At 70.3% G+C, this 21,862-nt stretch carries 22 protein-coding genes and 1 tRNA gene; 10 read left to right on the top strand and 13 right to left on the bottom strand.

Annotation, left to right across the window (positions count from 1 at the left end; translation table 11 throughout):
• Window positions 1-4: 4 nt before the first annotated feature.
• A complete protein-coding gene (udk, locus tag R2J76_RS11220; RefSeq protein ID WP_316411677.1) occupies window positions 5-643 on the top strand; it encodes a uridine kinase in 639 nt (212 codons plus the stop codon).
• Here the strand turns inward: udk and R2J76_RS11215 are convergent.
• Genes R2J76_RS11215 through R2J76_RS11205 form a run of 3 tightly spaced genes read right to left on the bottom strand, consistent with a single transcriptional unit; the run spans window position 557 to window position 2,410 of the window.
• Entirely contained in the window at window positions 557-1,060 is a 504-nt protein-coding gene (locus tag R2J76_RS11215; protein WP_316411676.1) for a hypothetical protein, read from the bottom strand. The two genes, udk and R2J76_RS11215, sit on opposite strands and share 87 nt — an antisense overlap.
• Window positions 1,057-1,497 (bottom strand): FMN-binding protein, encoded by a 441-nt coding sequence (locus R2J76_RS11210; protein WP_316411675.1) that lies wholly within the window; start codon window positions 1,495-1,497, stop codon window positions 1,057-1,059. Before R2J76_RS11210 ends, R2J76_RS11215 begins: the two co-directional genes overlap by 4 nt.
• Before the next feature lie 4 nt (window positions 1,498-1,501).
• On the bottom strand, window positions 1,502-2,410 hold the full coding sequence (locus R2J76_RS11205) for an FAD:protein FMN transferase (protein ID WP_316411674.1): 909 nt from the start codon (window positions 2,408-2,410) through the stop codon (window positions 1,502-1,504).
• Between the two features lie 78 nt (window positions 2,411-2,488).
• Between R2J76_RS11205 and R2J76_RS11200 the strand changes: the two genes are divergently transcribed.
• A complete protein-coding gene (locus tag R2J76_RS11200) occupies window positions 2,489-3,256 on the top strand; it encodes an FKBP-type peptidyl-prolyl cis-trans isomerase (RefSeq protein WP_316411673.1) in 768 nt (255 codons plus the stop codon).
• 126 nt (window positions 3,257-3,382) lie between these two features.
• Window positions 3,383-3,745 (top strand): PilZ domain-containing protein, encoded by a 363-nt coding sequence (locus R2J76_RS11195; RefSeq protein ID WP_316411672.1) that lies wholly within the window; start codon window positions 3,383-3,385, stop codon window positions 3,743-3,745.
• On the opposite strand, the gene R2J76_RS11190 is transcribed toward R2J76_RS11195, so the two are convergent.
• Window positions 3,738-5,699, bottom strand: a complete 1,962-nt coding sequence (locus tag R2J76_RS11190) for a hybrid sensor histidine kinase/response regulator (protein ID WP_316411671.1) — start codon at window positions 5,697-5,699, stop codon at window positions 3,738-3,740. The genes R2J76_RS11195 and R2J76_RS11190 overlap by 8 nt on opposite strands.
• Complete coding sequence (locus tag R2J76_RS11185) at window positions 5,696-6,535, bottom strand: substrate-binding domain-containing protein (RefSeq protein WP_316411670.1); 840 nt, start codon at window positions 6,533-6,535, stop codon at window positions 5,696-5,698. The genes R2J76_RS11190 and R2J76_RS11185 overlap by 4 nt, the downstream gene beginning before the upstream one ends.
• A gap of 126 nt (window positions 6,536-6,661) precedes the next feature.
• On the opposite strand from R2J76_RS11185, the gene R2J76_RS11180 reads away from it, so the two are divergent.
• Window positions 6,662-7,522 carry an aminotransferase class IV gene (locus tag R2J76_RS11180; protein ID WP_316411669.1) on the top strand — a complete coding sequence of 287 codons (861 nt, stop codon included), beginning with the start codon at window positions 6,662-6,664 and terminating at the stop codon, window positions 7,520-7,522.
• Window positions 7,523-7,712: 190 nt separating this feature from the next.
• Here the strand turns inward: R2J76_RS11180 and R2J76_RS11175 are convergent.
• Both R2J76_RS11175 and R2J76_RS11170 read right to left on the bottom strand, forming a co-directional pair.
• Window positions 7,713-7,787, bottom strand: a tRNA-Gln gene (locus R2J76_RS11175).
• Window positions 7,788-7,827: 40 nt separating this feature from the next.
• Window positions 7,828-8,187 carry a SpoVG family protein gene (locus tag R2J76_RS11170; protein ID WP_316411668.1) on the bottom strand — a complete coding sequence of 120 codons (360 nt, stop codon included), beginning with the start codon at window positions 8,185-8,187 and terminating at the stop codon, window positions 7,828-7,830.
• 107 nt (window positions 8,188-8,294) lie between these two features.
• On the opposite strand from R2J76_RS11170, the gene R2J76_RS11165 reads away from it, so the two are divergent.
• The 3 genes from R2J76_RS11165 (at window position 8,295) to R2J76_RS11155 (ending at window position 12,484) form a co-directional block, all read left to right on the top strand.
• A complete protein-coding gene (locus tag R2J76_RS11165) occupies window positions 8,295-9,296 on the top strand; it encodes a KpsF/GutQ family sugar-phosphate isomerase (protein WP_316411667.1) in 1,002 nt (333 codons plus the stop codon).
• A 72-nt stretch (window positions 9,297-9,368) separates the two neighbouring features.
• Complete coding sequence (locus tag R2J76_RS11160; RefSeq protein ID WP_316411666.1) at window positions 9,369-11,591, top strand: LptF/LptG family permease; 2,223 nt, start codon at window positions 9,369-9,371, stop codon at window positions 11,589-11,591.
• The gene (locus R2J76_RS11155) at window positions 11,588-12,484 is read left to right on the top strand and encodes a 4Fe-4S binding protein (RefSeq protein ID WP_316411665.1); all 897 of its coding nucleotides are present in this window, start codon (window positions 11,588-11,590) and stop codon (window positions 12,482-12,484) included. The genes R2J76_RS11160 and R2J76_RS11155 overlap by 4 nt, the downstream gene beginning before the upstream one ends.
• 17 nt (window positions 12,485-12,501) lie before the next feature.
• Here R2J76_RS11155 and R2J76_RS11150 read toward each other — a convergent pair whose 3' ends face one another.
• From R2J76_RS11150 to R2J76_RS11140, 3 genes are read right to left on the bottom strand one after another with little or no spacing between them, the layout of a single operon-like run.
• Complete coding sequence (locus tag R2J76_RS11150) at window positions 12,502-12,978, bottom strand: VOC family protein (RefSeq protein WP_316411664.1); 477 nt, start codon at window positions 12,976-12,978, stop codon at window positions 12,502-12,504.
• A 49-nt stretch (window positions 12,979-13,027) separates the two neighbouring features.
• A complete protein-coding gene (locus R2J76_RS11145) occupies window positions 13,028-13,681 on the bottom strand; it encodes an SPOR domain-containing protein (RefSeq protein ID WP_316411663.1) in 654 nt (217 codons plus the stop codon).
• Window positions 13,682-13,734: 53 nt separating this feature from the next.
• Complete coding sequence (locus tag R2J76_RS11140; protein WP_316411662.1) at window positions 13,735-15,888, bottom strand: hybrid sensor histidine kinase/response regulator; 2,154 nt, start codon at window positions 15,886-15,888, stop codon at window positions 13,735-13,737.
• A 149-nt stretch (window positions 15,889-16,037) separates the two neighbouring features.
• Between R2J76_RS11140 and R2J76_RS11135 the strand changes: the two genes are divergently transcribed.
• Window positions 16,038-16,328 carry an Ada metal-binding domain-containing protein gene (locus R2J76_RS11135; RefSeq protein WP_316411661.1) on the top strand — a complete coding sequence of 97 codons (291 nt, stop codon included), beginning with the start codon at window positions 16,038-16,040 and terminating at the stop codon, window positions 16,326-16,328.
• Here the strand turns inward: R2J76_RS11135 and R2J76_RS11130 are convergent, their stop codons facing one another.
• From R2J76_RS11130 to R2J76_RS11120, 3 genes are read right to left on the bottom strand one after another with little or no spacing between them, the layout of a single operon-like run.
• A complete protein-coding gene (locus tag R2J76_RS11130; RefSeq protein WP_316411660.1) occupies window positions 16,329-16,868 on the bottom strand; it encodes a hypothetical protein in 540 nt (179 codons plus the stop codon).
• Window positions 16,869-16,912: 44 nt separating this feature from the next.
• Entirely contained in the window at window positions 16,913-17,608 is a 696-nt protein-coding gene (locus R2J76_RS11125) for an RES family NAD+ phosphorylase (RefSeq protein WP_316411659.1), read from the bottom strand.
• Complete coding sequence (locus R2J76_RS11120; RefSeq protein ID WP_316411658.1) at window positions 17,605-18,015, bottom strand: MbcA/ParS/Xre antitoxin family protein; 411 nt, start codon at window positions 18,013-18,015, stop codon at window positions 17,605-17,607. The genes R2J76_RS11125 and R2J76_RS11120 overlap by 4 nt, the downstream gene beginning before the upstream one ends.
• A gap of 185 nt (window positions 18,016-18,200) precedes the next feature.
• Between R2J76_RS11120 and mnmA the strand changes: the two genes are divergently transcribed.
• Together mnmA and R2J76_RS11110 are read left to right on the top strand one after the other, a co-directional pair.
• Window positions 18,201-19,295 (top strand): tRNA 2-thiouridine(34) synthase MnmA, encoded by a 1,095-nt coding sequence (mnmA, locus tag R2J76_RS11115; protein WP_394366834.1) that lies wholly within the window; start codon window positions 18,201-18,203, stop codon window positions 19,293-19,295.
• Window positions 19,296-19,317: 22 nt separating this feature from the next.
• On the top strand, window positions 19,318-21,849 hold the full coding sequence (locus R2J76_RS11110) for a ligand-binding sensor domain-containing protein (RefSeq protein WP_316411656.1): 2,532 nt from the start codon (window positions 19,318-19,320) through the stop codon (window positions 21,847-21,849).
• Window positions 21,850-21,862 lie beyond the last annotated feature (13 nt).

Genomic DNA, 21,862 nt, shown 5'->3' with positions numbered 1-21,862 from the left:
CACCATGACCAACAAGACCCTTCTCTTCGGCATCGTGGGCGGCTCGGGCAGCGGCAAGACGTCCATCGCCAACGCCCTGCTGCGCCGCATGGGCGAGGAGGGGGTGAACGCCCTCCTGCTGGACATGGACGCCTACTACGCGCCCCTGGAGGTGGTGAAGGCCCGGTTCCACGGCCGTCCCATCAACTGGGACCATCCCCACGCCTTCGACCTGGAGCTCATGGCCTCCCACCTCAAGGCCCTCGCCCAGGGCCAGCCCATCCGCAAGCCCATCTACGACTTCAAGACCTCCGACCGCCTGGGCTGGGAGGAACCCCTCAACCCCGGTCAGGTGGTGGTGCTGGAGGGCCTGCTGCTCTTCGCGCTGCCCGAGCTGCGGGACCAGATGGACGTGAAGATCTTCGTGGACACCGACGCCGATATCCGGATCCTGCGCCGCATCCAGCGGGACACCGCCGAGCGGGGCCGGTCCATCGAAAGCGTCATCGACCAGTACCTGAACTCCGTGCGGCCCATGCACCTGGAATTCGTGGAACCCAGCAAGCGCTGGGCGGACCTAATCGTTCCCGTGGGCGTCGAGAACACCACCGCCCTGGACATGCTCCTGCACCACGTGCTGGGCCGGCTGGGGGAGCAGGGCTAGCCGCCGCCGCTTTCCGCGGAGGTGGAACCCGTAGGCCGCCAGGAAGAGCAGGGACGAAGGTCCGTGGACCCAGGCCAGGGCCGCGCGCCAGCCGGGGTCCACGCAGATCTGCATGCCGTAGCCCGACAGGATCATGGGGGCCAGGATGGCCGCCACCCAGAGGCCGGAGCGCCGTCCCCGGCGGGTGCCCGATTCCAGGGCCGGGGCCACGTGGCCCCGCACCACCAGGCCCAGGGTGAACACCAGCAGGGGGCCCAGGAAGACGTGGGCATGCTGGCTCCAGGCCTGGAGCCGGTAGGGCTCGGGTCCGAAGTCCCCGGCGCGCTGGTGGAAGTACTTGAGCCAGCCGTACAGGAGTCCCGTCACCCCCATGCCGGCGGCGGACAGGTGGAGCCCCAGCCGCTCCAGGGGATTCATTTCGCCCCTCCGTAGAGGGCCTGGAACTGGGCCAGGGCGCGCTTCCCGGCGTCCGTGAGGGCGGCGGCGGTGAGGGTGGCGCCGGCCAGGGGCTTGATGGTCCGGCCCAGGACCAGGTCCCCGCGCCGGCCGTCGAACTGGCGCAGCCAGGCCCCCCGGGCCATGTACTCCGGCGGTTCCGAAAAGGCCACCACCTCCACCCGGAGGATGCGCCCGTCCGCGCCGATGGCCACCATGGCGGTTTCCGTCTGGGTGCGCACCCGGTGGGTATCCAGGAAGGCCACCCCCACCAGGCGGCCTCCGCTGCGGGCCTCGAAGGCCACGGGGTTCTCCCGGCGGGTCAGGGCGGCCCCGGGAAAGGCCAGGGCCAGGGCCTCCTGGGGGGAGGGCAGGGCGGCCGCCAGGGGCAGGGCTGCGAGGAAAAGCATCCGGCGCATGGGATCACCTCGCCTTCAGGGCCGCGAAGGCCTCGGTTTCGCGCACGGCGCCGCCGTGCAGGAGGAAGGCCGCGGCCGTGCCGTGGTCCCGGGCCCACTCCAGCCCCCGCTCCGGCCCCAGGACGTACAGGGCCGTGGACAGCACATCCGCCTCCAGGCCGGAGCCCGCCACCACGGCCACCGCCCCCCAGTCGGGGCAGGGCCTTCCGGTGGAGGGGTCCAGGATGTGCCGGCCCCGTTCCGCGCAGCCGCTGGAGGCCAGGGACATGCCCTCCGGAAGCACCAGGGTGAGCCGGGTGGCCCGGCGGTCATCGGCGTCGGCCACGGCCACCTCCCGGGAGGCCCCCCAGGCGAGGATCTGCCCCCCGAAGTCCAGCCATCCCGCCGTGGCCGGCACCGCGCGCCGGGCCGCGTCCAGGGCGTAGCCCTTGAGGAAGCCCCCCTCCTCCACCGCCGCCTCGGGATCCCGCAGGCGGGCCGTGCCCCCCTCCAGCACCAGGAGGCCGCTGCCCGAGGCCCGGCGGGCCCGTTCCCATTGGGCGGGGGAGGGGACCCGTCCCCCCGACCGGGTGCCCCAGGCCTCCAGGAGCCTGCCCAGCACCGGATCGAAGGCCCCGCCGGTGCGCGAGCTCCAGGCCTGGACCTCGCCCAGCAGCACCAGCCATTCCCGGTCCAGGGCCACGGGCGCGCCCTTGGCCCCGTTGAGCGCGCTCCACCGGCTCCCCGGGTCCCAGGTGGAGCAGGCCCGCTCGATGCGGGCCATCTCCTGGAGGATGCGGGCCGAGGCCTCCGGCAGGCCGGGCCCTTCCAGGTGGATGCCCAGGCGGGTGCCCATGCACAGCACCTCCCGGTCCAGGGTCGCGGCCGGCGCGCCCAGGAGAACCACGGGGAGAAGAAGCTGTGAACCAAGCATGAGTCTCATTCTCAATATTTCGAATAATTTGTCAAGTTGGGGCTGCGGGGCGGGCCCCTTCCAGGGGAGCATGGATCCATGCGATTCCCCGCCTTCCTCCTCCCCTGCGCCCTCCTGGCCGCCGCCGACCGCTTCCCGGTGCCCCCCGCCCCGGCGGAACTCGCCGCCCCCGCCGGGGCCGAGGTCACCGCCACGGGCCTGGCCTCCATGGTGCTGCGCCCCGGCACGGGCGACCGTCCAGGGGCGGAGGACCTGGTGACGGTGGAGTACACCCTGTGGACCCCGGACGGCAAGGTGCTGGATTCCACCGCCCGCCACGACGGCCCCCTGACCCGGCCGCTGCCCCGGCTCCTGAAGGGCATGGCCGAGGGGCTCCAGCTCATGCGCACCGGGGAAAAGCGCCGCTTCTGGATTCCCCCGGCCCTGGGCCGCCCCGGCGGGGTCCTCATCCTGGACGCGGAGCTGCTGGAAACCGCCCCTTCGCCCTACAAGGCCCCCGCGGACGTGGCCGGCCCCGGGGAGGGGGCCCGGGTCCTGTCCTCGGGCCTGGCCCTGCGGGTGCTGCGGGAGGGCAAGGGCCCCCATCCCACCCACAAGAGCCGGGTCCAGGTGAACTACACCGGCTGGACCACGGACGGCCGCATGTTCGATAGCTCCTGGAAGACGGGCCAGCCCGCCACCTTCGCCCTGGACCAGGTCATCCGCGGATGGACCGAGGCCCTCCAACTGCTTTCCCCGGGGAGCAAGGCCCGCCTGTGGGTGCCGGAGAAACTGGCCTACCGCGGCGAACGGGGAATGCCGGCGGGCATGCTGGTCTTCGACGTGGAACTGGTGGAGATCCTGTAGTCCCGGCCAGGCCCGTTTCCCGGTCACAGGGGGCCCCCGGGGTCATCTAAGGTGCTGTTCCAGCGTCGACGCCCCCCGCGGAGGCCCGCGGCGGGGATTCCGTAACCGCGCCTCCAGGAGGATTCCATGGAAAAGCGAAAGCATTCCCGCACGGCCCTCATTTCCGACTACACCACCCAGTTCCACCTGGGCGGCAAGGACTTCAACAAGATCCAGGTGGCCAACATCGGCACCCACGGGTGCTGCGTCAAGCTGCCCATCGGCTCGGCCCAGTACCTCAAGGGAAAGCCCGTGCTGGAGAACATGATCCTCCTCCACGCCGATTCGAAGAAGTATTCCCTCAAGGGCAAGGTGGCCTGGCACGAGGAGCCCAGGGGCCAGAAGGACGCCTGGATCACCGCGGGCGTGGAGTTCCTGGAAACCCCCGCGGAATGCGTGCGGGAGATCTCCGAGTACGTCATCGCCACGGTCCCCAAAGGTTCTAAGTAGCCGCCCGGATTCCCAGCCCCATGCGGGTGAAGGCCGCTTCCAGGTCGGTCACCGAGAAGGGTTTGGGGACGAGGGTGACCTGGGGGTGGGCCCCGGTGAGGTCCAGGGCGGTCTGGTCGGCCCGTCCGGTGGCCAGGACGATGGGGACCCCGGGCAGGGCGGCGCGCAGGTGGGGAAGGGTTCCGGCCCCTCCCAGGCCCGGCATGTTCAGGTCCAGGATCACCACATCGGGCCGGTAGCCGGCCTGGACCTGCGTCAGGGCCTCCTCCCCCCGGGCCGCCCCCCTCACCCCGTGGCCCCGCAGGCGCAGGATCATGGCCAGGGATTCCTGGAACAGCTCGTCGTCGTCCACCACCAGCACCTCCAGGGCGGAGGCCGGGGCGGGCCGGGGGGCCGCCTCCTCCGCGGCGGCCAGGGCCGGGAACCGCAGGCGCACCCGGGTGCCCCGGCCCAGTTCGCTCTGGATCTCCAGTTCCCCCCGGTGGGCCCGCACGGTGTTGAAGACCACCGCGAGCCCCAGGCCGGTGCCCTGGCCCACCTCCTTGGTGGTGAAGAAGGGATCCAGGGCCCGGTCCAGGACCTCGGGGGCCATGCCCCGCCCGTTGTCCTCCACCACCGCTTCGATCCATCCCTCCCCGTCCCGGCGGGTGCGCAAGGTCAGGCGGCCATTTTCGCCCATGGCCTCCATGGCGTTGGTGAAAAGGTTCATCAGGGCCGTGGTGAGGGCGTCGGCGTCCCCGAGCATGGGGGGCAGGTCCTCCGCCAGGTCCAGCACCCGGTCCACCCGGCCCTGGGTGGAAAGCTCCAGGAGGTCCCCCTGGGCCCGGAGCAGCTCATTGAGATCCAGGCGCCGCTCCTCCGCGGGCCGGTTCCGGGCGAAGCCCAGGAGGGTCTTCACCACCTTTCCGCCCCGTTCAGCGGCCTGGACGATGGTGGCGAAGGCCTGGCGGACCGTGCTGCCCGCCGGTTGCAGTTCCAGGTGGGTGGAGGCCAGGCCCAGGATGGCCGCCAGCACGTTGTTCATTTCGTGGGCCACCCCTCCGGCCAGGCTGCCGAGGCTTGCCATCTTCTGGGCGCGCTGGACCTGGAATTCCATTTTCGCCAGTTCGGCCTCCCGGGCCTTGTGTCCGGTGATATCCAGGAGCGAAAGGACCATGCCCTGGGTGGTCAGGGGCACGGCGTCGAACAGCAGGTCCCGGGGGGCGCCTCCCGGGGGGTGGATGCGCGTCTCGAATTCCGCCTTGGGGATCCTGCCGCCGGCCAGGTCCCCCAGCTCCGCCTCCACCCGGGCGCGGTGCCCGCCTTCGAAGAACTCCGTCAGGGCCCGTCCCCGCAGATCCACCCCGGGCTTTCCCACCAGGGTCAGGAAGCGGCCATTGCAGAACCGGATCCGCCCGTCGGGCGCCAGCACCACGATGGCGCTGTCGCAGGCCTCCAGCACCTCCCGCAGGAAGGCGTGGGCCTGGGCCGCCGCCCGGAAGGGCAGGTGGCGGCGCAGGAGGAAGGCCGCGGAAAGGCCCGCCAGGGACAGGAGGGCCGACACCAGGAAGGTGGGCAGGAAGGACCGCTCGATCTCCAGGCGTCCCACCGGAACGCCCCCGTCGCTGACCGGGAAGGCGATGCGCACCGTGGGAAACCGCAGGGGATCCACGCTTTCGCACACCAGCCCGCCCTTCAGGTCATAGAGCCGGCGCGCCTCCGGCGTGCGGGACCGGTCCCGGCCCGCCAGGAGCTCTTCCAGGCGGACCGTTTCGTAGCGCCACAGCTCCGGGTTCGCGCCGATGATCCGGGAAAGGAGCCCGCCGTTCAGTTCGGCCTCGGTCTCCATGATGCCCTTCAGGTTCCCCAGGGAAAGGGCCGCGAACACCGCGGGCAGGAGGAGTCCCGCCAGCAGCGAGAAGAGGGTGGTGAACAGGGCCGCCCGGGCCGGGTAGCGAGCCTCGGCGCCCATCATGGCTCACCTTCCTCGGGCAGGTGGCCCGTGGCCGACAGGAGGGCGCGGCCCTGGGGTGAGCGGACGAACCGGAGGAAGGCCTGGGCCAGGGCCGGGGAGCGGGGTCCGGTGACCAGGGCCATGGCCTTGGCCAGGGGGTAGGCACCCGCGGCAAGGTTCTTGAGGTTTGGTTCGGATCCGTTGTAGCGGAGCACCTTCACGGACCTGGGTTCCGTGACGAGCTGGGCCAGGGTGGAGGTGCCCAGGGCGCCCGGGATCCGCGCCACCGCGTCCAGGGCCTCCTGGTCCGTGACGGCCAGGACCATCCCGGTCCGGCCATGGGCGGCGCGGAGGGCCTGGGCCATGGCGGGGGAAAGGGCCGCCATGAGGTCGGTGTCCCCGTCGCCCAGGGGCCGGAGCACGATGCGCGCGCGCGGGCCTCCGGGCCAGTTCCGGAGCCGGCCTTCCAGCAGGGCCTCCAGGTCCGCCGGGGTGACCTGGGTGGAGGGGACGTCCAGGTTGGCGATGAAGAGGAAGGGGGTGCGCCCGTAGGGATGGGCCCGGGCCCCGCCCTGGAACTCCCCGGGCCGCAGGGGCCGGGCGGCCACCGCCAGGTCCACCGCGCCGTCCAGGAGGGCCTTGATGCCCCCCGAACTGCCGAGGTTGGGAACCATCTGCACCTTCGCGCCGGGCTGGACGTTCTGGAACGCCTCCCCCAGGCGTTTCAGGGTGCCCAGGCCCGCGCCCGCGCCGCCCACGCGGAGCACGGCCCCGCCGTCCGCGGCGTGGAGGGACCCCATCGCCAGCAAGAGGGCCGAAACCAGGAGAACCCCCGCGCGTTCCGGCAGCCGTTTCATTTTTTTGATCCTGTGCTGACCATTATGATGCGGCAACAACCCGGGCGGCGGGAGTATCATTTGAAAAATTATTTTCCAGAAATTTGCAAGAGGTAACAAATTTATCATCCCGGAAAGGGGCGCCGCATGGGCCGACAAATCTTCTTCAATGGCGGGTTCCACGAGGAGACCGAGAAGCTCCTCAGCATCCAGGACCGGGGCCTTTGCTTCGCCGACGGCCTGTTCGAAGTGATCCGGTGCGTCAACGGCCGCTTCCTGCTCTTCACCAAGCACATCGCCCGCATGCGCCAGAGCGCCGCCGAGCTGCGCATGGATTTCCCCCATTCCGACGGCGAGCTGCTGGAGGCCTGCCGGGAGCTCTCCCGGCGCAACGGGGTGCTGGACGGCGAACTCTACCTGGAGATCACCCGGGGCGAGGCCCCGCGCTACCACACCTTCCCCGAGGGCGTGCGGCCCACCTTCTTCATCGTCCTCATCCCCCTGCGGAAGATGCCCGAGAACTGCTGGAGCGTGGGCGTGAGGACCGTCACCTTCCCGGATACCCGCGGCGCCTACTGCCACCTCAAGACCATCAACCTGCTGCCCAATGTCCTGGGCAAGCAGCACGCCAAGGAGAAGGGGGCCTTCGAGGCCCTCTTCACCCGCGAGGACGCCCGGGGCCGCTACCTCACCGAGGGCCCCAGCTCCTCCATCTTCTGCATCCGGAACGGCGTCCTGTTCACCCCGGAACTGGACAACATCCTGCCCGGCACCACCCGCCATTTCGTGATCCAGCTTGCCCGGGAGGAGGGCCTGGAGGTGCGGGAACAGCGGCTCCACCTCCAGGATTTCCTGGAAGCGGACGAGCACTTCATCTCCAGCACGGTCTCCGAGGTGATGCCCGTGATCCAGTTGGACGAAACGGTCCTGGGCCGCGGCGCCAAGGGCCCCCTGACCACCCGGCTCCAGGAGCGCTACGCGGCCTTCAAGGGAGATCACCTGGAATAATGCCGTGGACGGAGTTCCAAGGCTGATCCCCTTCATCCTGTTCATACGATTTCATCCCTGTTCCCGCAGGGCCAATGCAGGGATGGGTCGACGCATGCAGGTCACCTGCGCGCCGTCCCACCTCATCGCTGGCCCTGCGGGAACAGGGATGAAATCGGATGAATAGGATACAGGGGATGAAAGAGTGGGTTGGTTGGGGAGGAAGGATTCGAACCCTCGATAGGCAGGATCAAAACCTGCTGCCTTACCACTTGGCGACTCCCCAGCGACCTGGATTCTAACCTGGGCGCGGGGCCCGGGTCCAGTCAGGGGTTGGCTTTGGGGGTGAAGCCGAACTCCTCGACGCCCAGGAGATCGGGCCGGACCGTGGCGCCCTGGCCGTCCTCGATGCGGGAGATGGCGCGGTTGCCGGTGGCGGCCTCGTAGGCCAGGAGGACCTTGCGTTCCACGAATTCCTTGGTGTCGGGGCTCAGGGGGTAGGCGATGTCCTTGAAGGACCCGTCCCGCTTGCGTTTGCTGGGCATGGTGACGTAGTAGCCCTCCTCGTTCTCCATGACCCGCAGATCGCCCACGAGGAAGCAGTCGTCCAGGACCATCCCCGCGAAGGCGCGGAGTTTGTCGTCCCCGTCCACTTTGGTGATCCGCACTTCGGTGATGTTCAGCATGGCGTGTCGTCCTCGGACCCCAGTCTAGCTGGGTTTGCGGGCGCCGTGGGCCCCCCGGTCCGGCCCTGCTACCATGGGGCGATGTACGAGGCTGCGAGGAGGGCAGGGTGACGCAACGATCCGGTTCATCCCAGACCGGGGCCCTGGCCCCGTCCCAGGCGGCGCTCCACGTCATCACCGCCACCCGCAGGGCCCTGGAGGCCCTGGAGGACCGCTGGGATCCGGCGCGCCTGGAGGCCTTCACGGACCACCTGGTGGCGCGGGGGGGCAGGGTGGTCCTCACGGGGGTCGGCAAGTCCGGCCTCATCGCCCAGAAGATCTCCGCCACCCTGGCCTCCACCGGCTGCCCCAGCTTCTTCATCCATCCCACCGACGCCCTCCACGGGGACCTGGGCATGATCACCGCCCAGGACACCGTCCTCATCCTCAGCAACAGCGGCGAGACCGAGGAGGTCCTCAAGCTCCTGCCGAGCCTCATCCGCCTGGGCGTGGGCATCGCCTCCATCACCTCCAACGGGGAAAGCCGACTGGCGGCGGCCTCCGGATGGTGCTTCACCTACGATCTGCCCGACGGCGAAGGCTGCCCGCTCAATTTCGCCCCCATGGCCTCCACGACCCTCCAGCTCCTGTGGGGCGATCTCCTGGCCGCCTACTTCATGACCCGCACCGGGTTCACCCTGGAGCGCTTCGCCCAGCTGCACCCCGCCGGGAACCTGGGCGCCCGGTTGCTCAAGACCCGGGACCTCATGCACCGGGATTTCCCGAAGGTCCGGAAGGACGCCAGCCTCGTGGACGCCCTGGCGGCCATGACCGGCGGCAAGCTGGGCATGACCACCGTCATGGACGGCGCCGGCCTCCTGGGCATCATCAGCGACGGGGATATCCGCCGCGCCCTGGAAAAGGCCCAGCGGGAGAACCTCAACCCCCTGGATCTCTCGGCCCGGGCCATCATGACCGCCGACCCCGTGGCGGTGGAGCCGGGCACCCTGGCCATCGAGGCCGCCCGGATCCTGGAGTCCCGGAAGATCACCTTCCTGGTGGTGAAGGAGGGGACCCAGGCGGCCGGGATCCTCCACATCCACGATCTCCTGGGCGCCAAGGTCATCTAGGGCTGAGAATCCATCTCAGTTTCGCCGGTCTGGTTCCAAGGTTACATAATATACATTATCGAAAGTTAAATCGTGCGCTCCACCATCCTGAAATACCTGCTGAAAAACTGGACCTGGCCCTTCCTGGGGGCCCTGGTGTTCTACGGTGGACTCCTCATGGCCTACGAGGTGGTGGGCCTGTCCAAGGAGATCTTCTCCATGGGCGCGCCCTTCCGGTGGGTGGTGCCCCTCCTCCTCCTCAGCGTCCCGGACAACCTGGGCATGGTGCTGCCCATGGCCGCGGTGCTGGGGGGACTCATGGGCATGCAGCACCTCACGGACGGTTCCGAGATGGTGGCCGCCCAGGGCCTGGGCGTCGGCATGCGGGCCATCGTGAAACCGTGGCTCATCATGGCCGGCACCCTCCTGGCGGTGGGCACCTTCAACGCCCACGTGGTGGTCCCCTGGGCCAACTCCACCCAGCAGTTCGCCCAGGCCCGGATGGTGGAGGAGGCCCGGACCCGGTTCCTGCGGCCGGGGGCGCCCCCCTGGTTCCCCAGCACCTCCACGGGCAGCGCCGTGTGGATGGCCCCCGATGGCCAGGTTCACCTCATGGAGGTCAACAGCCTGGGCGTGCAGCACCTGGTGGCCCGTTCCCTCCTCTGGGGACAGAGTCCCAAGGGAGTTGAGAAGACAAGCATTAATCTAAAAATGGTTGATCTTAACGGGTGCGTATACCACCGGGAGGACGCCAGCATCGTCCATGTCCAGGAGAAGGAGCACCTGTACGCCATCCAGGTGCCCGAGGTGCCCAAACTCCTCAAGGCCACCAACGCGCGGTTCCGGTCCACCCGGGACCTCCTGGCCAGCACGGAGGCGGAGGCCTCGGTGGAACTCACCCGCCGGTTCACCCTGCCCATCGCCTCCTGCGCCCTGCTGCTGCTGGGCATCGCCCTGGGCCTGGGGCACCCGCGGTTCCAGAAGGGGGGCGCCATCCTCAAGAGCCTCGGCGTGATCCTGCTTTACTATTTGATCCTCAAGTACTTTGAAAGTCAGATTATATACGCGAAATCGCAACTCCTCTTCCCGCGCATCGCCCTGGTCGCCCTGCCCTGGGTCTTCCTGGCGGCGGGATTCCTTCTGCTCAGGCGGAAGCTCCATCCCCACCACTCCAACCGGCTCCAGCGGATCCTGCCCGTGGATGCCGTCGCCCGCCTGGATGCCCTGCGGCAAAGGGGCTCGCAGATATGTTTAGGATTCGTCTCCAAGTATTTTAAAACATTCGTTAAAGCCCTGGCCTCCCTGCGCAGCCGGCAGCCGCGCCGGAACATCCTGGCGGATTGGACCCGGTCCCTTTGGTGGAAGAACTGGGGGGGCGTCATGGGCACCTTCCTGGCCCTGAGCCTGCTCATCGAGTACGCCACCCTCGCCGGGGACCTGGCCCACAACCACGTTTCGATCCTCGTGTTCTTCCAATACTGGCTGTGGAATCTGCCGCCCTTCCTGTCGGTGGTGCTGCCCCTGGCCTTCCTTCTGGGCGGGGTGCTGGCCCTGTCGGACGCGGCGGTTTCCCGGGAATGGGTGGCCCTGAGGGCCGGCGGCACGAGCCTGGCCCAGTGGTGCCGGGCCGGATTCGCCGCCTGGGGGGGCGTCCTGGCGCTCACCTTCGTGCTCCAGGCCTTCGTGGCGCCCTACGCGTACCAGCAGGCGGACCCCCTCTACCGGCAGATCCTGGGCCGTCCAGCCCGCAGCGCGGCCACGAAACCCTGGATGCACCTGGGTTCCACCGGGGTGGTGTGGTTCCTGGACGGCACGGCCCGCTGGGGCTTCCCCCTCAAGGCCCCGGGCGAAGCCTTCATCCTCCTCAAATGGCGCATGGGGGACGTGGCCTCGGAGGGCCTGCCCTGGGGCGGCATGGCCTTCGAGGAGGGCCCGCCGGCCTTCCGCCTCTTCCCCAGCCGGGCCCTGCGGGAATCCGCCTCCGCGGACAGCGCCGCCACCCTGGACCTCTTCCAGTGGCAGCACTGGGCACCGGATCCTGAAAGAGCGACACTGATTTGGAACCGTATCCTCAACTGGCTTGCGGGACCCTGCCTCCTCTTCGCCATGCTTCCCTACGCCTTCCCTTCCCCGCGGGGCGGCCGGGGTTCCGCCCTGGGGTTCAGCCTCGTGGCGGGGCTGGTCTTCATGGGGCTGCAGGCCCTCTTCAGCGGCGCGGCCAAGGCGGGGGACCTGCCTTCGGCCTGGGGGGTCCTGTGCCCCATGCTGCTCCTGTTCGGGTTCGGGCTGTTGCGCCTGAACCGGCTCCGCACATGAGGCCATCCCGGCACAGGGCCCGGCGGGCCGTGCAGATCCTCGTTCTCCTGGGCGGGACCCTCCTGCCCTGGACGAACCTGTTCCGCATCGACGCGCCGGCGGTGCGGGTGGTGTTCGGCGGGAGGTCCTATCCCCTGGAATGGCCCTACGTCCTGGGGATCATCGTTCCCTTCCTGGGGATCGTCTGGGGCCTGGCCCTCCTTTCCTTCAAAAAGGGCCGGGTGTTCTGCGGGTGGGCCTGCCCCTATGGGAGCCTGGTGGAATTCTTCGAGGGGATCCGCACGGCGGCGGGCTGGGGCTCCAACCGCCTGGTGGCCGCCTGGATGCGCCGGTCCCCCCTGCACCGCCTGGGTCTCAGGGCAGGGGCCCTGGCCACCCTGGCGGTGGCGCCGCTCCTGCTGGGGGCGAGCCTGGCGGCCTACCTCTATCCACCCGCCCGGATCCTCCGGGAGCTCACGACGCCCCTGGATCCGCGGAACCAGGGCCAGGTGGTGCTCTGGGCCTGGATGGCCCTCGTGCTGGTTTCCAGTTGGCTCGCGGGATTCCTGGTGCGCTTCCATTTCTGCCGGATGGTGTGCATCTATGGCATGGGCCAGGCCATGGCGGCCTCCGCCGCGGACCCGGCCCGGGTGCTCCGCCCCCGGTACCGCCCCGCGGATCTCTCCGCCTGCGGATCCTGCCGGGCCTGCCTCAAGGCCTGCTTCGTGGAGGTGGACCCCCGGGAAAAGGACCTGCAACTGGGCTTCTCCGCCGGGTGCTTCAACTGCGGGGACTGCGTGGACGTGTGCGAAACGGTCCAGGGCCACAAGGGGCGCCCTGCCCTCCTCACCTTCGAGCGTCCCCCGGCTTCCCCCAAGGCGCCCCGGCCCAAGGAATCCGAAGAACCCTGGTAGGCGCTCCCCGGCGAAGATCAGGCTTCCCTGCGGAAGGCCTTTTCCAGAACCGCCAGATCCAGCTTCTTCATGGTCCACACCGCCTGGACCATGCGCTGCACGGCCGCGGGATCCCCGCTGGCCATCATGGCCCCCAGGGACCGGGGGACGATCTGCCAGGAGAGGCCGAAGCGGTCCCGGACCCAGCCGCATTCCACCTCCTGGCCCCCCTCCGAAAGGCGGGCCCAGTACCGGTCGATCTCCGCCTGGGTGTCGCAGTTCACCATGAAGGACACCGCCGGGGAGAAGGTGAAGGCCGGCCCCGCGTTGAGGCCCATGAAGGTCTGGCCGTTGACGCTGAAGAGGACGGTCATGACGGTGCCGGCGGGCTGGGGGGCGTTTTCGCCATAGTGGGTCACGGCCAGGAGCTTGCCGTCCTCGAATACGGACACATAGAAGCGGGCAGCCTCTTCGGCTTTGCCGTCGAACCAGAGGCAGGGCGTTATCTTTTCCATGGAAGACTCCGCGAAGGGTTCTCAAGGGTAGGGAAACGCCCCCCGCGGTTCAAGGGGGGGATGCCGCCTTTCCCGGGGGCCGTTCCACATAGGGCTTCAGGGCCAGGGCGGCCAGGCGGGGCTTCAAATCCCGGAGCCGGGCCTTGGCTTCGCGGTCCGAGACGAAGGGGCCCAGGCGCACGCGGCGCAGGGTCCGCCGGGGATCCTGGGGATCCGGCACGTCCGACACCACGGTTTCGATGCCCGCGGTGCGGCGCAGATCCTCCCGCAGACGCTGGACCCCGACCGGCGAGGCCAGGGCGGCGAACTGGATCCACACGGCACCGGGCGAAGGTAGGGGCGAAGGTGGGGGCGAAGGGAGGGGCGTAGGGGTGACCGGGTGGATGGGCGAGGCGGGCGGTCGGTCCTCGGGGATCACGTCCACCACCACCGGGCGGCTCTGGCCCCCGGAGGGGTTGGAGGCATGGAGCCAGAAGATGGTGCGGCCCACCAGGGGATGGGAAAGGGAGCCGGTGGGGGGGAAGTCCACCCCCAGGGGGTCCAGCCTCACCCGGTCCGTGCCGGTGGCGGACCAGGCGAGGGTCACGGAATCGCCCCGCCGCACGGTTCCCGGAACGGCGGTGAACACCTGGATCCGGGCCGGCTCCTCCGCCCGGAGGAAGGTGAGGGCCCCGCAAAGGATGAACCGAACCGGTCCGTTCATGGAAGATGGGCTCCGGGAAGCGGAGTAATAATCAGCCCATTTCCTCCTGGATTTCAATCTTTATTCATACCCCTTCCCGGGCCCGACCACTTGGCGATGAGCTCCAGGAGGCTCCGGCTTGCGTAGGGCTTGCTGAGGAAATCGTCCATGCCCGCCCGGGTGCAGCGGTCCATGTCCTCCCGGGTGGCGTTGGCGGAAACGGCGATGATGGGCAGGCGCCTCCCCTCCCCTTCCCCCTCCCGGATGCGCCGGGCGGCCTCGTAGCCGTCCATTTCCGGCATCTGGCAATCCATGAGCACCAGGTCGAAGGGGGTGCGGGCCACGGCCTCCAGGGCCTCCCGGCCATGGACGGCCACCTCGAAGGTGCAGCCCAGGCGGGTGAGGAGGGTCCCGGCCAGCTTCCGATTCACGGGATTGTCCTCGGCCAGGAGGATGTGGATGGGGCGGGACTCCGTGAGGACGGCCGGGAAGTCGGCTTCCAGGTAGAATTCGGAGCCCTCCCCGGGCCGGCTATCCACGCCGATTTCCCCGCCCATGAGATCCACCAGGCCTTTGCTGATGGCCAGGCCCAGGCCGGCGCCGCCATGGGAGCGGGTGAAGGTGCCGTCCCCCTGGGTGAAGGGCGCGAAGAGCCGGTCCCGCTCCCCGGCCGGAAGGCCGATGCCGGTGTCCCGCACCCCGAAGCGCAGGCGCGGGGCCGCGCCGGCCGCGACCGCCAGGGTGATGGTCCCGGTCTCCGTGAACTTGATGGCGTTGCTGAGGAAGTGGGAGACCACCTGCCGCAGGCGCGCGGGATCGCCCAGGACCCGGGCGGGCGCGGCGGGATCCACCTGGGTGCGAAGGGTCAGGCCCTTGGCCCGGCAGCTCTCGCCGTGGGCCTCCGCCAGGTCGGCCACCAGGGCCGCGGGTTCGAAGGGCACCCGCTCCAGTTCCATGCGCGAGCCCTCGATGCGGGCGAAGTCCAGCACTTCGTCGACGATGGCCAGCAGTTGCCGCCCCGAGGCCAGGACGGTGTGCACGTGGGACTGCTGCTCGGCGTCCAGGGGCGTCTGGAGCAGCAGCTCGGACATGCCCAGCACGCCATTGAGGGGCGTGCGGATCTCGTGGCCCATGGTGGCCAGGAAACTGGACTTGGCCGCGTTGGCGGCTTCGGCCTGGCGCTTGAGTTCCAGGGTTTCGGCCAGGTCGGCCTCCCTCCGGCGGATGCTGCGCACCAGGACCCGGAGGGCCGCCAGGATCGCCAGGAGGCTGGCCGCGGCCACCGCCGCGATGAGCCGGGCCATGTGCCGCCAGTTGGCCAGGAAGAAATCCTCGGTGAGGGTCAGGTTGACGAGGAGGGGGTAGGACGCCACCACCCGGGCCGCGCCCAGGCGGGCCACGGGGCGGTGCTCGGCCATGCGCATGTCCACGGAATAGGCCGTGCCCGAAGCCAGCCCCCGCTTGTGGATGATCGTGTACGTGGTGCCGGTGAGGTTGCGCTTCCCGATCTCCCCGTCCACCCGGGGCCAGCGGGTGAGGAGGGTGAAATCGTCCCGGTACAGGGAGACGGAGGCACCCCGGCCCAGGCTCGCGGCGAAGCGCTGGTAGAAGTCCGTGAACACGTCCACGGAGAAGCCCACCAGCACCAGGCCCAGGAACCCGCCCCGGGCATCCTGGAGCCGGCGGCTGATGTAGAAGACCCACTTCCCGTTGCCTTTGTTGTGCACGGGGACGCTGATGAACTCGCCCAGGGAGGGGTTCTCCAGGCGGGCCCGGAAGTAGTCCCGGTCCGCCAGGTTGATGGGTGGAGGGGGGTAGCTGCGGGTGAAATTGATGACATCGCCGTTGGAGGCCACGAGGGTGGCCACGTCCACCTGGGGCATTCCGGCCGTGCGCTCCCGGAGCTGGGTGAAGGCCTGGAGGGTCCCCATGCGCCGGCGCAGGTCCCGGGGATCCCGGATGCCGGCGGCCGCCACCTGGTCGGCGATGGCGTCCAGGGCCAGGTGGGCCGTGGCCATGTTCTGGAAGGCGTGTTCGGCCAGCACCAGGGAATGGCTCGACATCTGGTTGCGCCAGAGGTCCACCTCCCGCTTGCGCAGCAGGAGGATGGAGGTGGTCGTGGCGGCCACCACCAGCAGCACCAGGAGGCCCCCCAGGCCCAGGACCAGCTGGGCGGTTCCCAGGTGGCTCCGGCCCTGGGCGGCGGGTCTGGCGGGGGTGGGGGGCATGGGGTGTCTCGGAAGGTGAACCAGTCTAACGGATGAAGCCGGGGGATAGCCACCCGGGGCGCTCCCGGGAACCGGCGTCCTTTGGGATGGATTTCGGGCCCGAAGGGGTTCACCATGTTCGCCTCACCCCTTCATCCAGGAGATCGACCATGAAACGCCTCGTGTCCGCCCTTCTGCTTGTCACCGCCGCAGCCTGGGCCCAGACCCCCGCCAAGAAGCCCGCCCCCGCTCCCGCCCCCAAGGCCGAGACCAAGCCCGCCCCCAAGGCGGAAGCCAAGCCCGCCGCCACCGGGTTCGTGGCGAACAAGGCCTCCAAGGTCTTCCACACGGCCGATTGCGCCGTGGGCGCCAAGATCAAGGCCGACAACAAGGTCACCCTGGCCACCAAGGCCGAGGCGGAAAAGGCCGGCTACAAGGCCTGCAAGGTCTGCAAGCCCTGATTACCAGGTGACCCGGAAGGTGCAAGTCTCCCCGCCCGTTTTGCGGGTGGGGAGGTCCGGCTCCAGCGTCACCTCCGGCGTGGAGCCCCGGGGCTTGTGGCGCTCGGCCACGGCCATGATGAGGCCCCGGTCGAAATCCGAGGGGTAGGGGTTGTCGCAGACCACCCGTCCGCACCGGGGTCCCAGGGCCTGGAAACGGTAGCTGCCGATGGGCCCGCCCCGGTGGTTCATGCGGTACGCGGTGTCGATGGCGGCCAGGGCCTCCTCCATGGATGCGGGGCCCTCCGGGAACAGGGCCCGGTCGGGGATCCGCAACCCGATGGCGTAGAGGGTGTTGGGCCCCAGCGTGCCGGCGATCTCCCGGAAGGCGTCCAGCCATCGCTGCTGGGGAAACCAGGCCCCCGGCTGGGGGTCCTCGATGCCGTGGCTGGCCAGCACCCGCCTGGCCCGGTCGGCCCCGAAGCTCAGGCCGGCCACCACGGACAGGACGGTCTCGCCATTCACCTCCACCTCCTGGGAGGCGGCCTCGAAGGTCTTCATCAGGGGACTCCGTAGAAAAGCGGGGACGGGACCATTTTGACGCGCTAGGGAAAGGGGAGGAACCTCTTTTCGTAGACCTGGGCCACGGCGGTGCCGTTCCACCGGAAGGTGAGGTACGTGTCGTGGCGGCAGGCACGGACGGCGTTGGGGTCGAAGACCGCGGCGCAGGCGCCGCCGGGGTGGCGCAGGCTGGCGTACACGAGGGCCGCGTGGCCGGCGTCGCGCATCTCGGCACCGAAACGCTGGGCGGCGCTCCAGTCGTCGGGGGCGTAGATGGCGGACCAGGGGGCCCGGGCCGAAAGGCGGGAACGGATATCCGGGAAGCGGCCCTCCAGGTGCGCCGTGAGGGCGCGGTAGTCCAGGTCCAGGGGCTGGGTGATGCCCTCGCGGCGGTAGTTCAGCTGAAGGTGGTGGCGCACCTCGGCGAGGCTGGTTTCCAGGTCCCCGGCCAGGTAGAACGCGCCCCGGCGGGAGGTGGAAAAGCGGCCGGGGCGGGGTGTGATGAAGGACGCGTTGATCCATCCCGCCCCCGGTCCGAAGAGCACCCGGGACGGGTCCAGGGCGTCCAGGTCCCCCTGCCCCGCGGCGGCGGTCAGGGTGCTGAGGCGCGCCAGCAGGGCCCCGGAATCCGGGTTCTCCGGATCCCGCACGGCTTCGAAGCATTCCTCGGCCCTGTAGCGGGCAGGGACCAGGCGCATGGCCCGGGGCCAGCAGATGGGGACGGGTTCCGGCCGCTTCATGCGCCGGATCTCCAGGCCTCCAGGTAGCGGCGCACGTCCACCAGGGAGGCCAAGGTGCCCTGCAGGATCCACCCCAGGGGCGCGGCGCCGCCGAACCGGTGGTCCGGGTTCGGCCGGCGCATCCACGCCGCGGCCGCCGCCGGATCGGGCACGAGAATCTCCAGGTTGGCCCAGATGCCCATCAGGAGGGAGAGGCGCTCCAGGGTGTCCCGGGTGACGGAATGGACCGTTCCCTTGAGGAGCCCATAATAGGTGGTCCTGGGCAGCCCGCCCAGGATGAGGCGCTGCTCGTCCACGGAGAGCCCCCAGAAGGCCGCCATGCGCCCGAAGGCCCGGAGCCCCGCCCCCGCCAGGGCCAGGGCCTCGGGGGGTTCGGGAAGGACGAGGGTGGAGTTCGGAAGGGCCATGGGAACGCCTCGCCCCAAGGATAATCCACATAGGGACAAAAGCAATGGATCCGTACATGCCTGGACCGTCCCCTGAGACGGGAAATCAATTACAATGGGACCTTCGAAAGGGGGTCTTCCCCGTGGGCGGCGAGTCTTCCCTTCTGCTGGACCATGCCATCGCGTGCGTCAGGGCCCACCCCGGCCTGGGGGAGGGCGACCGCGTGCTGGCGGCCATGTCGGGGGGCATCGACAGTTCCGTCATGGCGGCCCTGCTGGGCCGGGCCGGGTTCGACGTGGTGGGCGTCTCCATGCAGCTCTTCGACAAGACCCGGGGCGGCACCCGCCCCGAAACCCAGGGCAAGTGCTGCACCCTCGATGACTTCCAGGACGCCCGCCGGGTGGCCTTCCAGGAGGGGTTCCCCCACTACGTCCTGGACCTGGAGGGGCCCTTCAAGGCCGAGGTCATCGACCCCTTCGTGAGGGACTATCTGGCGGGGGAAACCCCCAGCCCTTGCATCCGTTGCAATCAACACCTCAAGTTCCGCGCGCTGCTGGACGCGGCGGCGGACCTGGACTGCGCCTTCGTGGCCACCGGGCACTATGCGCGCATCACCCGGGACGGGGCGGGCTACCACCTGCTGAAGGCCTCGGATCCCCAGAAGGACCAGAGCTACTTCCTGTTCACCCACGACCAGGCCTCCCTGGCCCGCACCCTGTTCCCCCTGGCGGGCTTCACCAAGGTGGAGGTGCGCCAGCTGGCCCGGGACCTGGGGCTGCACCTGGCGGAGAAGGCCGAGAGCCAGGAGATCTGCTTCATCCCCCAGCGCTACGACCGGTACATCGAGGAGGAAGGGCTGGCCCCGGAGGGCGGGGCCGAAGGTCCCATCCGGCACCTGGACGGGCGGGTCCTGGGCACCCACACGGGCTTCTGGCGTTTCACGGTGGGCCAGCGCAAGGGGATCGGCGTGGCCTACGCCGCCCCGCTCTTCGTGGTGCGGGTGGACCCGGCCACCCGCACGGTGTGGGTGGGGGAGGCGGAGCGGCTCCTGGGGGGCGAATTCACCGTGAAGGACCTGTCCTGGTGCGGGGAGGCCCCGGCGGGGGACCTGGATTGCCGGGTGCGCATCCGCTCCCGGGGGGCCGAGGCGGAGGCCCGGGTGCGGCCCCTGGGAGGGGGGCGGGCCCGGGTCCACCTCCGGGAACCCCAGCGGGCCATCGCCCCGGGGCAGGCCGCGGTCTTCTACCGGGGCGAGGAAGTGGCGGGGGGAGGCTGGATCGAGGCCCCGGCCATGGGATAATGGTCCCCATGGCGGGGTGAGCGTGGGAATTCGGGAAGGCCTGGTGGCCTGGGTGTTCTGCATGGTGGCGACCGCCGGACCCCCGGAGCCGGGCCGGCTGCCCTTCGTCATGCTGGGCACGGACCAGGGCCTGTCCTCGGGGGCCGTGGTGTGCATGGCCCAGGACCGGGACGGGTTCCTGTGGATGGGCTCCGAGAACGGCCTGCTGCGCTACGAGGGCGGGCAGAGCCGCCAGTGGACCGCCGAGGACGGACTGCCCTCCGCCTCGGTGGGCAAACTGGCGGCCTGCCCCGACGGCGGGGTGTGGGTGGCCACCGGCCGGGGCCTGGTGCGGTTCCGGGAGGGGCGCTTCGAGACGATCACGGTGGACGGCCGGCCCTACGTCCATTCCGCCTCCGACCTGGCCCTGGACCGCCGGGGCCGGCTCTGGGCCTACACCTTCGACGGGCTCATCCGGCAGAAGGAGGGCCTGGCCTTCGAATCCCTGGACTGGACGACCCCGGGCACCGTGTACGGCATCATGGCGGGCCCCCGTTCCGGGTCGGTGTACGTGGCCGGCCAGCACGGGATCCAGGTGTTCCGGGAGGACGGCGGCCGGGTTTCCTGGGGCGCGGCCCAGGGGCTTCCGCCCCGGGGTCCCCTGGTGGTGGCCGAGGACGGCAGGGGCCGGGTGTGGGCCGGCGCCGGGTCCCTCCTCCTGATGAAGGGGCCGGAGAGCCCCCGGTTCCAGGACGAATCCGGGCGCCTGAAGGCCGCCGTCTCCCCCAACGGGCAGCCCTACCTGGACCGGGACGGCTCGGTGTGGATCCCCACCCAGGACGGCGTCCAGCAGATGGATGGCGAGAGGCTGGACACCGCGCGGGGACTGCCCTTCCGGTGGGTGAGGAGCGTCTTCCGGGACCGGGAGGGGGCCCTCTGGGTGATGGGACCGGGGCTGGCCCACATGCTGGGCCGGGGGCGGGTGCTCAACCACCCCCTCACCGTCGGCGAATCCGGGGAGGTGGTGTGGTACCTCACCCGCGACGCCCGGGGGCGCATGATCGCCGCCACGGACAACGGGGCCGTCCGCATGGAGGCCCAGGGGCCGGTGCGGATCCCGGGAACGGAGGGCACGCGCATCAAGGGCATGGCCGTGGACCGGGCGGGCACCCTCTGGATGGTCAACACGCGCGGACCCACCCTCTGGCTCCGGCCCGGGCGGCCCCGGGCGGAGGTGGCGCCCCTGGGGGGCCTGGGCTTCGGCGCCAACAGCGTGTTCGTGGACGCCGGGGGGACCGTCTGGATCGGGGGCACGCGCCAGGGCCTCCTGCGTTTCGAGGCCCGTGCCGGCAGGCTGGTGGTGGAGGTGCCTCCGGCCTTCCGGGGCACCGGTCAGCTCGGGGTCTACGAGATCCACGGGGACGCCCAGGGCGGGCTGTGGGCCGGCTGTGACGGGGGCCTGCTGCTGCGCCCCCGGGGTGGCGCCTGGTCCTTTTTCGCCGCGGCCCCGGGCACCCGGGTGCGGGGCCTGGCGCTGCTGCCCGACGGCACGGCCTGGATCCACTTCGAGGAGCCCCTGGGGCTCGCCCATGTGAGGCCCGCGGAGGGCGCCCTGCAGGTGCTGGAGCGGCGCACGAAGGGCTGGGGGCTGGGCAGCAACATGGTCTATGCGGTGCGCCTGGACGAACGGGGGCGCCTCTGGGCGTCCACGGACAAGGGTCTGGACCGGGTGGAGCCGGCCCTCCACCTGGGGCGGCGGGACGGGATGGTGAACGAGGACTGCTCCATCAGCGCCCTCCGGGTGGAAGGGGACATCGTCTGGGTGGGCACCTCCGGCGGACTGGTGCGCTTCGACAGCGCCGGGGCCGCGGCCCCCGCCGAGGCGCCCCGGGCCTTCGTCATGGCCCTGGAAGGCTCAAGCCGCACCCTGGAGCCCCCCTTCGCCGCCCTGGATCCCCTGCCCCACGGCAAGGCCACGGTGGAATTCCGCGTGGCCGCGCCGAGCTACCTCCAGGAGCAGGATCTGCGGTTCCAGGTGCGCCTGCGGGGCCTGGAGGACACCTGGCGGGAGGTGGAGGGGCGGCGGGTGCTCTTTCCCGCCCTGCGGGGCGGCCGCTACCGGTTCGAGGTGCGGGCGGCCCAGGGCCAGGGTCCCTTCGGCCCCGTGGCGGGCGTGGATTTCCGGGTGACCCGGCCCTGGTGGCGGACGGGCTGGGCCTACACCCTCGCCGCCCTGGCGGGGGCCCTGGCCGTGGCGGCCCTCGTGCGCCTGCGCAACGCCGCCCTGCGCCGGCGGAGCGAGGCCCTGGAGGCCCTGGTGGCCACCCGCACCCGGGAACTCAGCCAGCGCAACACCGAGCTCAGCGAGGCCCTGGGCAAGGTGAAGCAGCTCTCCGGCCTCCTGCCCATCTGCGCGCACTGCAAGAAGATCCGGGATGACCAGGGCTACTGGAACCAGCTGGAGCAGTACCTCTCCCGGCACGCGGAAGTGGGGTTTTCCCATGGCATCTGCCCGGACTGCGCGGCCCAGATGTTTCCGGACCTCGTGAAAAGGCGCGCGGAGCGGGGGGGCTGATAGACTGTAGTTC

This window comes from Mesoterricola silvestris, assembly GCF_030295405.1.
GTDB lineage: Bacteria > Acidobacteriota > Holophagae > Holophagales > Holophagaceae > Mesoterricola > Mesoterricola silvestris.
Note: the sequence above shows the minus strand (reverse complement) of the source record. Positions and strands in the feature narration are given on the sequence as shown.